The following is a 13,676-nucleotide window of genomic DNA, read 5'->3' on the forward strand; positions in this document are numbered from 1 at the left end:
CACGTTTGTATTGCCTGAATCTCAGCTTGATCGTTTTCTGATGCGGATTTCCCTGGGCTACCCAGCCCCGGAAGTGGAGCTGCAGTTGCTGGCCGGTGGCGACCTGCGCGAGCAGGTTCGTGAGCTGCAGGCGGTGATCAACAGCGAAGGACTGATCAAGCTGTCACGGGTAGTGGGCAAGGTCCGCGCCAGCCACGAGCTGCTGGATTATGTGCAGCGTTTGCTGGATGCCACTCGTTCTGATGATCGTTTCGTTGCCGGCCTGTCTCCCCGTGCCGGCCTGGGTTTGCTCAAGGCGGCCCGGGCATGGGCCCTGGTCAGTGGCCGGGATTATGTGCTGCCGGAAGATGTGCAAGCGGTGTGGCCATCCGTGGCGGAGCACCGTCTCAGTGCCCGTCAGGGAGGGAGTGTGGCGGCTATTACCCAGTCTCTGTTGCAGTCCGTACCCGTCATTCGCCGCTAGCCCATGCAGCTGCCGGCGCCGATACGCAACCTATACGAACGCTGGCTGGCCCGGCGTTTGCCGCCGGCCAGACAGATCGTGCTGGATCAACGGCGCATTTTTATCTTCCCCACCGGTTACGGTTTCTTTTATCTACAGGTCGCGGCGTTGCTGTTCATCGGCGGCATCAATTATGAAAATAATCTGATCCTGGCCTTGGCCTTCCTGCTCGCCAGCTTGTTCATGGTGGCAATCCTGCATACCTTTCGGAATCTGTCAGCTCTCGGTATACGCAATGGTGACAGCGAATCCGGGTTTGCCGGAGAGGAAGGGGCGCTGGAAATCGTATTGTTTGCCCAGCGACGAGAGCACCATTGTGTCTGGCTACGCTGGCGTGGCCAGGACGGTCAGCAGATCAGCATCCGCAGGGGCGAAGAAGAAAGCCTGTGGCTAAACCTGCCACTGGCAGAGCGGGGCAGGGTGATGGCGCCACGTCTCAAGGTGGAAAGCCGCTTCCCGCTGGGACTGCTACGTACCTGGTCCTATGTATCCCTGGACCATTATTGCCTGGCCTGGCCGCGCCCGCAGGAAAGCTTGGATTGCCCGGCAGATGGCGGTAAGGAAAATCAGCAGGCGTTCAGTAGTGGGCAGTCAGGGAATGACGAATTCCAGGGGCTGCGAAGCTACATCCCCGGGGATTCCCTTCGCCGGGTAGACTGGAAAGGCTATGCACGGGGTCGAGGACTGAATACCAAGCAGTTCGAAGAACCGGTGGGTGGCCGCCTTTGGTTGCGTTGGGATCGTTTGCAGGGGCTTGGCGATGAGCAGCGACTGTCAGTGTTGTGCTACTGGATTTTGCAACTGGATCCGCAGCGCCAACCCTATGGTCTGAAGTTGCCGGGCCTGACGTTGGCGCCGGATACCGGTGATGTGCATCGCTGGCGGCTGCTGGATGCCCTGGCCAGTTATCCGGATTTCTGAGGTTCTCCATGGCGCGCATTTATCAGGTCCCGTCCCATACCCGACTCTGGCTCGCCCTGGCGGTTGTGCTGTGCTCCATGCCGCAACTTGTCAAAGGACCTCTCTGGCAGGCCGGGTTGTTGTTGCTGGTGATTCTGATCCGCTGGTTGGTGGAGCAGCAGCGCCTGACGTTGCCGGGTCGTATGGTACGTTCGCTGCTGTTGATTGGTGCTGTGGCGCTGACCTTTTACAGTTTTGGCAGATTGTACGGGCCGCAAGCAGGCGTTGCCTTGCTGGTCAGCCTGTTTGCGCTGAAGTATCTGGAAGTGGTGCAGCAGCGTGATGCTTATGTAGTGATTGTGCTGGGCTATTTCGTCTGCGCAACGGCGCTGCTTTTTTCCCAGACACCGGGCATGTTTCTCTATGTGGTCCTGTGCATGACGGTCCTTACCACCTGTCTGGTGGGGATAAATCACAGTGATACTCGTGCCAGCGGCCTTGCCCATGGTAAGCGTGCGGTGGTGATTACCCTGCAGGCGGTTCCCCTGATGGTGGTGTTGTTCCTGTTGGTGCCTCGTGTGGCACCGCTGTGGAACATGCAGGTGGGGGGGGACAAGGCCCGCACCGGCATGAGCGACAGCATGTCGCCGGGCCAGATTAGCGAGTTGTCGGAATCCGCAGAGCTGGCTTTTCGGGTGGACTTTCAGGGGGATGTGCCGCCTCGGGCCGAGCGTTACTGGCGGGGGCTGACACTGAGCCACTATGACGGACGTACCTGGCAGCAGGCAGTACCTCAGGGCCAGTCGGAATCGGAATATCTTTACCAGCGAGGAAAGGAAAAACCGGACTGGTACCAACGACTTGAGAGTCGCCGAACCCCTGAGCAGAGACGTTACCGTTATCAGGTGATTGTGGAACCGACCCAGCGTCGTTGGTTGTTCAGTCTGGATGTTCCTTTTCCGGTATATGGAGATGTGGCTCTGGCGAAAGATATGCGTCTGGTGTCCAATCAACCCGTGTCGGAAAGGTTTGCCTATCGAGTGGAGAGCGTGCCCGCTGTCGCCGCCGCCATCAACCTGACTAGCCAGGAACGACAATTGATGTTGTCGATCCCGGATGAAGCAGGTAGGCAAGCTCGGGGACTAGCACAACAGTGGCGACTTGAAAGTGATTCGCCGTCGGAGATTGCACAACGAGCACTGCGTTACTTCCGTGAACAGCCTTTTCATTACACCCTGCGTCCGCCCAGGCTTACCATGGATCCAGTGGATGACTTCCTGTTCCGAACCCGGCGCGGGTTCTGCGAGCATTATGCCTCCAGCTTTACTTTCCTGATGCGTGCTGCCGGGGTGCCGGCCAGAGTTGTGGTGGGCTATCAGGGGGGGGAGCGTAATGCTCTGGGTTCTCATCTATTGGTGCGACAGTATGATGCCCATGCTTGGAGTGAAATCTGGCTGGAGGGGCAGGGATGGATACGTGTTGATCCCACCGGCGCGGTTGCTCCTGAACGCATTGAGCTTGGGCTCTGGGACGCCCTCGAGAACAGTGAAGACGGCAGAGATCTGTTGGATGAGCTTGGGCTGCGTCGCTTCTCGGATGGTGGCTTGTTTGCGAAAGTGAGTCAGTGGATGGATTACGTGGATTTCCGTTGGCAGACTTGGGTGCTGGGCTATGACAGGGCTTTCCAGTCCAGATTTTTGGAAGATCTGCTTGGCGCGGTTACGCCAGTACGCATTGCCATTGCCCTGATCGCCGCCGTTGCCATGTTGATGGGGTTGTATGCATTGTTCCTGTTGTGGCAGACGGGCAATGAAAAGCTGACCCTGATGGAGCGGGAATATTGGCGGCTGCATCAGCGTGCCAGTGAGCGGGGGCGGCCACTGGAGGCGGGCCTGACTCCTATGCAGCTGTGCCAGGCGATCAGTGAACAGTGGCCGCAGACGTCGGTTGCTGCCGAGAACTGGGCAAAATATTATCAGAAGCTCCACTATGATCCGCTCTCAGCGCCGGATAAACAGCAAAAGCGCCATTTACGTAGCCTGAGAAATCGCTTATACAAATTATTGGACTAGTGTGCTATCAATTAGTCCATGGCCAACTGGCCACGAGCTGCGATAACCGGTTGTTATGGAGAACGACAAATGCGCGCCGTAAATTATAAGAAAGGGCTCGAACTCACTGACCATAGCCCCTGGGCTCAGGCCTTCTGGGACGATCTGGTACCGTTGAAAAATCGGGTGGTAGAGCATCCGGTGTTTGTGGAAATGGGGGCCGGGACACTAAGCCTGCCTCGTTTTCGCAGTGCCTTGCTGAATTTCTACCCGCTGGTCGAGAATTTCCCCAAATACATGGGCCTTAATTTGGCCAAAACCCAGCCGGGCCGTTACCCAGGGCACGAAGAAAGCAAGAATTGGCTGATTAGCAATATCAAGGTCGAACAGCGCCATGCCTACTGGTATCAGGACTGGGCCATGGGCTTTGGCATCACCCTGGAAGAGCTGGAGTTTGTAACACCACCACCAGCCATGGACGCGGTGAATCATTACCTCTGGCATATGGGCCGCCAGGCCAGCTTGGAGGAGGGACTGGCCGCTACCAATCTGGCCATTGAATGGGCCACCGGCGAATGGAGCCAGAGTGTGGTCAAGGGCATGCAGGCCTACCAGGAAAATGGGGTGGCCACCATCAACCGCCATTCCATGGCCTGGTTGCGGGCCCATGCCTCCTACGATGACGCGCATCCCCATGAGGCCATGGAGTTGATCAAGCTAACCTGTACTGATGAAGCAAGCCGGGAGAGGGCCTTCGCGGCAGCGGCCAAAGGGCTGGAGTACTACATTCTGGCACTGGACCACTGTTACTCAGAGTCGGACTGAATCAGCGGGTCAGGCTGTCAAGCCGGGGAAACCGCCTATGGAGTCTTGGTGGTTTTTCCGGCCTGGTTCCTGTTTCTTACTGTTAACTGTTCAGGCTTAAGGGGGTTGGCCACCTTTACATATAAACCTTGAGTTTGTCGCGAATGACACGTTGTATCGCTTTGATTTCCATGGGTGAGCGTTCCGATAGCCTGGACGGCTGAATCCTGTGCAGATGAAGGCAGGGAAAGTCCTTTTTGAAGGCACGCAGATCCCCCTTGGTGATGACCGGCAAAAACGGAATGTCACTGGATTCCTTTTTCATCAGGGCCCACAGGCCCACTTTCAGTGGCACCGGTTTGATAACCCGCTTGCCATACTTGAGCAGACGTAACGTCAGAAACAGTCCTTCCTTGCCAAACAAATCCCCCGGCACGATATACATGCCCGTGGCGTGAACACTGTGGTCGCCAATACCGTTGAAGGTATCGTGGTAAGCATAGGGGTTGGGCAGAATCACCAGTGAGCGATCATCATCCGGTGGTATGGAAATATCATAGTTGGTATAGAGCTGTTCCACCGGTGCACTGTAAACGCACAGCGTATCTTGAAACTGTTTGATAAAGTTGACCGCCCGCTGGTGGTTGTCAAAGTCATTCAGCTTCCAGATAAGGTGCTCTGGAATCCCCAAATCGTTCAGCATATATCACTATATAGAGTGGTTATTAATTATTAGATGATGAGCAGAATATAGCATAGGTTTAACCCCCAACCAGTGGTATTGCCCTATCAAAATGACCAGAAGTGACCGCCGTCACGGCGGCTGAGCAATGGACGGAACGAATGCAGAAAGAATTTCCTGTTGATGATGTTGTCGTGCCATTGCGTGACGCTTTGTTGAATGTGGGCTGTGCGATTCTGGAAGCGCCACCTGGGGCGGGGAAATCCACTCGCGTGCCTCTATGTCTGCTGGACAGTTTCGGCGCTGCCAAGGGCCGTATTCTGATGCTGGAGCCACGTCGGGTGGCGGCCCGTTCCGTGGCCACCTTTATGGCTTCCCAGCTGGGCGAGCCGGTGGGGCAAACCGTGGGTTACCGGACCCGTACCGATACCCGGGTCAGTGCCGCCACCCGGCTGGAGGTGGTCACCGAAGGGGTACTAACCCGCATGGCATTGAGTGATCCGGAGTCGCAGGGCATCACACTGGTGATCTTTGATGAGTTTCATGAACGCTCCCTGAATGCGGATCTGGGACTGGCGCTGGTCAGGGAGATCCGTGAAGCATTCCGGCCGGATCTCGGGTTGCTGGTCATGTCCGCTACCCTGGACTGCGGACCGCTGGTAACCATGTTGGATGCCCCGGTGATTCGCAGTGAAGGGCGCAGCTTTCCGGTCGATGTGATGTATCGACCGCCGGCCCCCCGTCAGGACTGGCGTGATCACTGCGTGCAGCAAATCTGTTCTGTGGCCGCTGATGCCCAGGTGGTACTGGTGTTTCTGCCTGGCCGTGGGGATATCCGTCGGGTGGCCCGCGGCCTGTCTGAATCCGGACTCAATCTGCCGGTTACCGAGTTGCATGGGGGGCTGCCGCTGGCGCAGCAACAGCAGGTGCTGGAGTCAGCCAGAAACGGCGATGCCTTGATTGTGCTGACCACCAATGTGGCGGAAACCAGCCTGACCATCGAGGGTGTCACCCATGTCATTGATAGTGGCCTGGCCCGAGAGCCGGCCTATGATCCGGCCCGCCACCGTAGCCGGTTGGTCACCCGTCGGATCAGTGAGGCCAGCGCCCGGCAGCGCAGCGGACGGGCGGGGCGGTTAGGTCCGGGTTGCTGCCTACGGCTATGGTCGGAGTCCGAGGTCATGGCCAGCCACCAGACGCCGGAAATAGCGCGAGTGGCACTGGATCAGCTGGTGCTGGATCTGGCCCGGTGGGGCTGCCGGGAGCCCCGGCAGATGCAGTGGCTGGATGTGCCTCCGATGCCGGCCTGGCAGAGCGCGGTGGTCAGGCTGCGCGATGGTGGGGCGCTGGATGCGCAAGGCGGGCTCACGGCGCATGGCTCGGCCATCGCCAGTCTGGGCGTCGAGCCGGCTCTGGGGATGCTGATACTGGCAGGCAGAGAGAAGGGGCTGCCTGTGGCCGCAGCGCGAGTCACTGCGCTATTGTCGGAGCGGGACATTCTCAATGGCCAGGGCGTGGATTTACGTAGCCGCCTGCAGGCGCTTGAAGCCAATCCGGACCGTCACAGGGTACTACTGGCTGAAGCTCAGCGACTACTGTCAGGCAAGCCCCGCGATAGCGTCGACTGGCGGTATTGTCTGGGCGAGTTGCTGGCTGGGGTCTACCCGCGACAGATTGCTCGCCTGCGCCAGGCGGAGGGCAGTCGGTACCAGATGATGGACGGTCCCGGTGTACAACTGCCACCGGGAGATAGCCTGGCTGGCACACAATGGCTCTTGATTCTGGACACGGACGGCCAGCCCCGGGATGCCCGCATCCGGCTGGCCATGCCGCTGGAAGAGGCAGATCTGCAATCAGTCATGGCGCGGCTGGGGCACTGGCATGAGAAAATTGGCTGGGATAGAGAGCGCCAGCGCGTGACCGGCTGGCGCCAGCAATGCCTGGGAGCCATTATCTTGCAGAGCCAGCCCATGGAATCGTTAACCGCTGAGCAACAGATACAGGGTCTGCTGGAGGGATTGCGTGCGGATGGCCTGCGGTTGCTGCCCTGGTCTGAGGGCTGTCGGCAGTGGCAGGGCAGGGTGACAAAACTGGCGGCTGTGGATAAAGATCACTGGCCGGATGTGAGTGATGAGGCCTTGCTGGCAAAGCTGGAAAGCTGGCTGGCGCCTTTTCTTGCCGGCATGCGTACGCTGCAAGATCTGAAGAAGGTACCGGTGCGTGACGCCCTCAACCTGTTGTTAACGGCGGATCAGCACAAGCGTCTGCAACGCTGTATGCCAGAGGCTATTGCCATTCCCACCGGGCGGCGGGTACAACTGGATTACACGGGGGATACGGTGGTGCTGGCCGCCAAGCTACAGGAGCTATTCGGGCTCACCCAACTGCCCGTCATTGCTGAAGGCAGGCTGACTATCAGCGCTCATCTACTGACTCCGGCAGGACGTCCGGCAGCCATTACCGATAATCTGGAACGGTTCTGGCGAGACAACTACCAGGCGGTTCGCAAGGACTTGCGTGGCCGATACCCCAAACATCCCTGGCCGGAAGACCCACTAGCGGCAGAAGCTACCGTGCTAACCAAGCGGCGCCTTAATGGGCGCTAGCAGAGGCCATGACAAAACTATTCACCACACCATCGCGCAGTTCTGGTACCGCAAGCCTGTCCGGATTGTTGTGGGAAGCGATGCTTGCATCGCGAAGACGTTGGCATTCAAGTTCTTTTAACGATCCAAGCCGCTGCTTTCTGGAGTGGTATTACTGAAGTGTCGACATAATTTCCGCCACTCTGCGCTGAACCGTTTGCTTGATGCAAAACCAAAAACGCCCGGCAAATGCCGGGCGTTTTTGGTTCGTGAAGCGATTAACCAATCTTAGACAGATTGGGCAACCGGGATCTTCACGGTGTCTGCCACGTCCTGGTACTCCGGCATCTGGTCGAAGTTCAGGTAGCGGTAGATCTCGGAGGACATGGAATCAATGGTGTTCGCGTATTCCATGTACTCTTCGGTGGTCGGCAGCTTGCCGAGGATGGACGCTACAGACGCCAGCTCAGCCGATGCCAGGTACACATCCGCACCCTGACCCAGACGGTTCGGGAAGTTACGGGTGGAGGTGGATACCGCGGTGGACTTCGGCGCGATGCGAGCCTGGTTCCCCATGCACAGGGAGCAGCCCGGCATCTCGGTGCGCGCACCGGCACTACCGAAGATGTTGTAGTAGCCTTCTTCGGTCAGCTGGTGCTGATCCATCTTGGTCGGCGGTGCGATCCACAGACGGGTCGGCATGGTGCCGCTTTCCACTTTCTGCAGCAGTTTACCCGCCGCACGGAAATGACCGATGTTGGTCATGCAGGAACCGATGAACACCTCGTCGATCTTGGCGCCAGCCACGTCGGACAGGGTCTTGGCATCGTCCGGGTCGTTCGGGCAGCACAGGACCGGCTCGTTGATCTGGTCCATGTCGATTTCGATAACGGTGTGGTACTCGGCATCGGCGTCGGCGCGCATCAGGCTCGGGTTGGCCAGCCACTCTTCCATGCCGTTGATGCGACGCTCAATGGTACGGGCATCGCCGTAACCGTTGGCAATCATCCACTTGAGCATGGTGATGTTGGACTTCAGGTACTCGGTCACGCTGTCTTCGGACAGAGTGATGGTACAGCCAGCTGCGGAACGCTCGGCTGACGCATCAGACAGCTCGAAGGCCTGCTCGACGGTCAGATCGTCCAGACCTTCGATTTCCAGTACGCGACCGGAGAACACGTTGACCTTGCCGGCTTTGGCGACGGTCAGGTGGCCGTCCTTGATCGCCTGCATGGGGATCGCATGAACCAGGTCACGTAGGGTGATGCCCGGCTGACGTTTGCCCTTGAAGCGCACCAGAACCGATTCCGGCATGTCCAGCGGCATCACGCCGGTGGCAGCGGCAAACGCAACCAGACCGGAACCGGCCGGGAAGGAGATGCCCATGGGGAAACGGGTGTGGGAGTCACCACCGGTGCCGACGGTGTCAGGCAGCAGCATGCGGTTCAGCCAAGAGTGGATGATACCGTCACCCGGACGCAGGGACACACCGCCACGGTTCATGATGAAGTCGGGCAGGGTGTGCTGGGTTTCCACATCAACCGGCTTGGGGTAAGCGGCGGTGTGACAGAAGGACTGCATCACCAGGTCGGCCTGGAAGCCCAGGCAAGCCAGATCTTTCAGCTCGTCACGGGTCATCGGGCCGGTGGTGTCCTGGGAACCCACGGTGGTCATCTTCGGCTCGCAGTACATGCCGGGGCGAACGCCGTCCATGCCGCAGGCCTTGCCGACCATTTTCTGGGCCAGGGTGTAGCCCTTGTCGGAATCACCCGGTTGTTCCGGCTTGCGGAACAGTTCGGAAGGAGCCAGGCCCAGGGCTTCACGGGCCTTGGTGGTCAGGCCACGACCGATGATCAGGTTGATACGGCCGCCAGCGCGCACTTCGTCCAGCAGTACCTGGGAACGCAGGTCGAATTCGGCAATCACTTCGCCGTCTTTTTCTACCTTGCCAGCGAACGGGTAAACGTCGATCACGTCACCGGTGTTCATCTTCTCTACGTCGCATTCGAAGGGCAGGGCGCCGGAATCTTCCATGGTGTTGAAGAAGATGGGGGCGATCTTGCCACCGATGCAGACACCACCAGCACGCTTGTTCGGTACGAAAGGAATGTCGTCACCGAAGTGCCACAGTACCGAGTTGGTGGCGGACTTACGGGAAGAACCGGTGCCCACAACGTCGCCCACATAGGCAACCGGGTGACCTTTTTTCTTCAGCTCGTCCATCTGGCTCAGCGGGCCGATCTCACCGTCTTTCTCCGGGTGGATGCCTTCACGGGCATTCTTCAGCATGGCGTTGCCGTGCAGCGGGATATCCGGGCGGCTCCAGGCGTCCTGTGCGGGGGACAGGTCATCGGTGTTGGTCTCGCCGGTGACCTTGAAGACGGTCAGGGTCATTTTTTCGGCAAGGTCCGCGCGATTGGTGAACCACTCACCTTCAGCCCAGGACTCGATGACTTCCTTGGCCTTGGCGTTGCCGGCTTTCATCTTGTCTTCCACGTCGTGAAAGGCATCGAAGACCAACAGGGTGTGCTTGAGTTCGTCAGCAGCGATTTCTGCCAGTTCGGCATCATCCAGCGCTGAAACCAGCGTGGCCACATTGTAGCCACCCTGCATGGTGCCCAGCAGCTGCACGGCACGTTTGCGGTCGATCAGGGGAGAGCTGGCTTCACCGTTAACAATCGCGGTCAGGAAGGCGGCCTTCACGTAGGCGGCTTGGTCCACGCCCGGCGGCACGCGGTTAACGAACAGGTCCTGAATGAATTCTTCTTCGCCGGCCGGCGGGGCTTTCAGCAGCTCTACCAGGTCGGCAACCTGATGCTCGTTCAGCGGCTTGGGCGGCACACCGTCAACGGCGCGCTCTTCAACATGTTTGCGATAGGCTTCTAGCACAGCGTTTCCCTCTTTCTCGAATTGGCTGATTTCTTTTGGAAATCAGTCTTTTAGGGTGTTACTGGGGGTTGGAATTGCGCGCGGAGTATAGCCGAAATGCCATCAACTGTTAAGCCAAACCGCGGTTGTAGTCATTCACGGGATGAATACTCGTAATCACTGACAGCATGGTATGCGGCAATCAGTAGGGGGCTTTCAGGCCGTCCGGCGGGCGCCGGAAGCGTTTGTAGCTCCACAGGTACTGGTCGGGGGATTCGTCGATAAGATGTTCGATGGAGCGATTCATCGCGGCAAGGGCAGTATCCAGGTCGTCATTAGCGACGGCGGGATCAGCCGGACGGACTCGAATTTCGTAGCCCTGGGTGCCGGGCAGGCGGCGGGCCCAGGCCATGAAGGTGACCGCGCCGGTCTGGCGCACCAGCTTGCAGGCCAGGGTGCCGGTGTAGGCCGGCTGTCCGTAGAAAGGGATATGCCGACCGCTACGGCGGTCGGGAACCTGATCAGGAAGGATGGCGGTCAGGGCGCCTTTTTTCATGGCCCTGACTAATCCGGCTACACCGCGGGCGGTTGTCGGATACATGGTGGAGCCAAAATGCTCCCGCCCTTGCCGTACCAGTTGATCCACTTCTGGCAGACCAGAAGGAGCAAACATGGCGTGCAGGCCAAACTCGGTGGCGAGCCAGAAATTCAGTACTTCCCAGCAGCCCAGGTGAGGCGCCAGGATCATGATGGGTTTACCGTCCTGCACCGCTTGCCGCAGGGGGGCATCGCCGTCCACGGCCACTATCCGATTCAGTCCTTGGGCGGGGCGCCGCCAGAAGAGTGCGATTTCAAAGGTGTTCTTTGCACTCTCCACCAATGATTTGCGAGCGAGCCGGGTTTGTTCTGCCTCAGACAGGGCCGGGTAGCAAAGCGCCAGATTGGTCTTGCTGATCGTCAGCGCCTGGGTCGGCAACAAAGACAGCAAGGTGCCGATAAAGGAGGCGAGTGCTCGGTTGACAGCAAAGGGTAAAGCGCCCAGCAGTCGCAGTGCGATGATAGCCGCCTGTCCTTTTGCCCGCTGTACGCGTGGATGTGTTTTTCTGCCCATGACGCGACAGTATACGGGCGCGGTCAGTGAGCACCAGTGGTGCGGATGAGATTGCGCACAAAAACGCTATAATGCTGGCGCTCGTTTCCGGACGGGCTACTCTGAGCCAGCGAGATTCCCATGCACGACATTTCTCACATCCGCGATTTCCTCCCCTGTGACACGCCGTCCGCCTGGGTCGATTGGGCATTGCAACATCCTGATATCCTGCTTATCGACCATGCCCATTGCGAAAAGAAAGCGGCCAGCACCGCGTTGAATCTGATGTTCCGTTATGTGGATCGCCCTGAGCTGCTGGATACCTTGAGCCAGCTGGCGCGAGAAGAACTACTGCACTTTGAGCAGGTCATACAGCTGATGCGTGAGCGCGGTGTGACCTACGACCACATGACACCAGCTCGTTATGCCAAGGGACTGCGCCAGCATATACGCACTTCGGAACCGGGCCGCCTGGTGGATACCATGATCGTCGGGTCGTTAATAGAGGCGCGCAGTTGTGAGCGTTTTGCCGCGTTGGCGCCTCATGTGGATGCGGAGCTGGGGCGTTATTACCGTTACCTGCTGAAGAGTGAATCGCGCCATTTTGAGGATTACCTAAAGCTGGCCGAGCAATATGCCGGTGAGTCAATCGAGGAGCGGGTGGATTTCTTCAAAGAGGTGGAGCGGGAGCTGGTGGAGTCGCCGGATTCTGAGTTCCGGTTTCATTCGGGAGTGCCAACGCAGTTAACAGTTAACAGTGAATAGTTAACAGCTGCGCGAGCAACAGCTGTATTGGTTTAAACGCAAGAGGCCGCGCCCATGGTTGGGCGCGGCCTCATACGTTTGAAAATCAGAGGCACGCTTAACGCGCGCTGTTCATTATTAACTATTCACTGTTAACTGATTTCAAAGCTTTCCAGCCGCAGTCCCCGCTCGCTGTCCGCCACAATCTGCCACCCGAGCTTGCCCCAGTCACCCAGCACCCAGCGTTTGCCCTGGCCGTCGGCCAGTTCCACGTCGTGAATGTTAGGGCGGTGAGTGTGGCCGTGGATCAGGTGTTTGACGCCGGCCTCTTCCATGACCCGGACCACTTCTTCCGGGGTCACGTCCATGATGTTTTCCGCCTTGTTGGCGTTGTTGCCCTGGCTTTGCATGCGCATGCCCTGGGCGATCATGCGGCGTTCTTCCAGGGGCTTGGCGAGCATCCCCTGTTGCCACTGGGGATTGCGGGCCATGGTGCGGAACTGCTGGTAGGCGGTGTCCTGCGTGCACAGGCTGTCGCCGTGCATCAGCAGGGCGCGGGTGCCATACAGATCCACTACCGTGCCTTCTTCCAGCAAGGTGCCGCCACAGGCGGCGGCGAAACCATCACCGAGCATGAAATCCCGGTTGCCATGCATGAAGTAGAGCTCACTGCCGTTATCGCTGAAGCTGCGGAAAGCACCGATCGCTTCCTGATTGAACGGGGTGTCATCGTCGTCGCCGATCCACGCTTCGAACAGGTCGCCCAGTACATAGAGAGCATCAGCCTTGCCGGCGTGGGCTTCGAGCAGCTTGCCCAAGGCTTCCAGATGTTCCGGTCGGGCCGGGTCCAGGTGCAAGTCGGAAATAAACAGGGTGTAGCTCATGGTCACTGTGCGCCTTTTTCTTCTTCGCTGGCTGAATCTAGGCGGTAGGCTCGGGTAATCAGGATGGGCACTTCCGGCACGTCCCGCGCCAGCATGCCATTAAGGCGCTGGCTGGTGGTGCGCTCCTGGGCAATATTGTCTACGACCGACATGCCCTCGGTGACCTTGCCAAACACGGCATAACCCCAACCGCGGGAATTCTTGCCGGAAAAGTCCAGATTGTTGTTGTCTACCAGATTGACGAAGAACTGGGCGGTGGCGGAATGCGGGTTGCCGGTACGGGCCATGGCCAGCGTGCCGCGGTCGTTCTTCAGGCCGTTGTCCGCCTCATTCTGGATCGGAGCGCGGGTGGCCTTGCGCTGCCCGCTCTGGTCAAAGCCGCCGCCCTGGATCATGAAACCGCGGATTACCCGGTGGAACTGGGTGCCGTCGTAGAAGCCGTCATCCACATACTGGAGGAAGTGGTCAACAGTCAGCGGCGCCGTGTCCGCGTCTAGTTCCAGGGTGACCGTGCCGGCAGCGGTTTGCAGGCGAACCTTCTGCAGGGCTTGGCGACGGGTCGGGAG

The 13,676-nt window shown here is 58.8% G+C and carries 11 protein-coding genes; 6 read left to right on the top strand and 5 right to left on the bottom strand.

The annotated features are described in order from the left end of the window. The 4 genes from ACFE0K_RS03425 to ACFE0K_RS03440 all read left to right on the top strand — a co-directional run. A partial coding sequence (locus ACFE0K_RS03425) for an AAA family ATPase (RefSeq protein ID WP_434534731.1) occupies window positions 1-463 on the top strand: 463 nt, incomplete at its 5' end. A gap of 3 nt (window positions 464-466) precedes the next feature. After that, window positions 467-1,423 carry a DUF58 domain-containing protein gene (locus ACFE0K_RS03430; RefSeq protein WP_434534732.1) on the top strand — a complete coding sequence of 319 codons (957 nt, stop codon included), beginning with the start codon at window positions 467-469 and terminating at the stop codon, window positions 1,421-1,423. Window positions 1,424-1,431: 8 nt separating this feature from the next. Beyond that, the gene (locus tag ACFE0K_RS03435; protein ID WP_434534733.1) at window positions 1,432-3,474 is read left to right on the top strand and encodes a transglutaminaseTgpA domain-containing protein; all 2,043 of its coding nucleotides are present in this window, start codon (window positions 1,432-1,434) and stop codon (window positions 3,472-3,474) included. Window positions 3,475-3,543: 69 nt separating this feature from the next. Continuing rightward, window positions 3,544-4,278, top strand: coding sequence for a TenA family transcriptional regulator (locus ACFE0K_RS03440; protein ID WP_434534734.1), 735 nt, complete (start codon window positions 3,544-3,546; stop codon window positions 4,276-4,278). A gap of 115 nt (window positions 4,279-4,393) precedes the next feature. Here the strand turns inward: ACFE0K_RS03440 and ACFE0K_RS03445 are convergent, their stop codons facing one another. Beyond that, entirely contained in the window at window positions 4,394-4,960 is a 567-nt protein-coding gene (locus ACFE0K_RS03445) for a hypothetical protein (RefSeq protein ID WP_414431810.1), read from the bottom strand. Window positions 4,961-5,100: 140 nt separating this feature from the next. Between ACFE0K_RS03445 and hrpB the strand changes: the two genes are divergently transcribed. Then, a complete protein-coding gene (hrpB, locus tag ACFE0K_RS03450; protein ID WP_434534735.1) occupies window positions 5,101-7,545 on the top strand; it encodes an ATP-dependent helicase HrpB in 2,445 nt (814 codons plus the stop codon). A gap of 267 nt (window positions 7,546-7,812) precedes the next feature. On the opposite strand, the gene acnB is transcribed toward hrpB, so the two are convergent. Both acnB and ACFE0K_RS03460 read right to left on the bottom strand, forming a co-directional pair. After that, entirely contained in the window at window positions 7,813-10,413 is a 2,601-nt protein-coding gene (gene acnB / locus ACFE0K_RS03455) for a bifunctional aconitate hydratase 2/2-methylisocitrate dehydratase (RefSeq protein ID WP_434534736.1), read from the bottom strand. A gap of 181 nt (window positions 10,414-10,594) precedes the next feature. After that, complete coding sequence (locus ACFE0K_RS03460) at window positions 10,595-11,503, bottom strand: lysophospholipid acyltransferase family protein (protein ID WP_434534737.1); 909 nt, start codon at window positions 11,501-11,503, stop codon at window positions 10,595-10,597. Between the two features lie 120 nt (window positions 11,504-11,623). On the opposite strand from ACFE0K_RS03460, the gene ACFE0K_RS03465 reads away from it, so the two are divergent. Continuing rightward, window positions 11,624-12,247 (top strand): tRNA-(ms[2]io[6]A)-hydroxylase, encoded by a 624-nt coding sequence (locus tag ACFE0K_RS03465; protein ID WP_434534738.1) that lies wholly within the window; start codon window positions 11,624-11,626, stop codon window positions 12,245-12,247. Between the two features lie 131 nt (window positions 12,248-12,378). Here ACFE0K_RS03465 and ACFE0K_RS03470 read toward each other — a convergent pair whose 3' ends face one another. Both ACFE0K_RS03470 and ACFE0K_RS03475 read right to left on the bottom strand, forming a co-directional pair. Next, window positions 12,379-13,110, bottom strand: coding sequence for a UDP-2,3-diacylglucosamine diphosphatase (locus tag ACFE0K_RS03470; RefSeq protein WP_434534739.1), 732 nt, complete (start codon window positions 13,108-13,110; stop codon window positions 12,379-12,381). Between the two features lie 2 nt (window positions 13,111-13,112). Beyond that, on the bottom strand, window positions 13,113-13,655 hold the full coding sequence (locus tag ACFE0K_RS03475; protein WP_434534740.1) for a peptidylprolyl isomerase: 543 nt from the start codon (window positions 13,653-13,655) through the stop codon (window positions 13,113-13,115). Window positions 13,656-13,676: the final 21 nt, after the last annotated feature.

The organism is Alcanivorax sp. (assembly GCF_051117345.1).
Taxonomy (GTDB): Bacteria; Pseudomonadota; Gammaproteobacteria; order Pseudomonadales; family Alcanivoracaceae; genus Alcanivorax.

Excerpts from the sequence above, each read along its gene's own strand:
- ACFE0K_RS03430 (WP_434534732.1), top strand. The coding sequence starts at position 467 with ATGCAGCTGCCGGCGCCGATACGCAACCTATACGAACGCTGGCTGGCC.
- ACFE0K_RS03435 (WP_434534733.1), top strand. The coding sequence starts at position 1,432 with ATGGCGCGCATTTATCAGGTCCCGTCCCATACCCGACTCTGGCTCGCC.
- ACFE0K_RS03440 (WP_434534734.1), top strand. The coding sequence starts at position 3,544 with ATGCGCGCCGTAAATTATAAGAAAGGGCTCGAACTCACTGACCATAGC.
- ACFE0K_RS03445 (WP_414431810.1), bottom strand. The coding sequence starts at position 4,960 with ATGCTGAACGATTTGGGGATTCCAGAGCACCTTATCTGGAAGCTGAAT.
- hrpB (WP_434534735.1), top strand. The coding sequence starts at position 5,101 with ATGCAGAAAGAATTTCCTGTTGATGATGTTGTCGTGCCATTGCGTGAC.
- ACFE0K_RS03460 (WP_434534737.1), bottom strand. The coding sequence starts at position 11,503 with ATGGGCAGAAAAACACATCCACGCGTACAGCGGGCAAAAGGACAGGCG.
- ACFE0K_RS03465 (WP_434534738.1), top strand. The coding sequence starts at position 11,624 with ATGCACGACATTTCTCACATCCGCGATTTCCTCCCCTGTGACACGCCG.
- ACFE0K_RS03470 (WP_434534739.1), bottom strand. The coding sequence starts at position 13,110 with ATGAGCTACACCCTGTTTATTTCCGACTTGCACCTGGACCCGGCCCGA.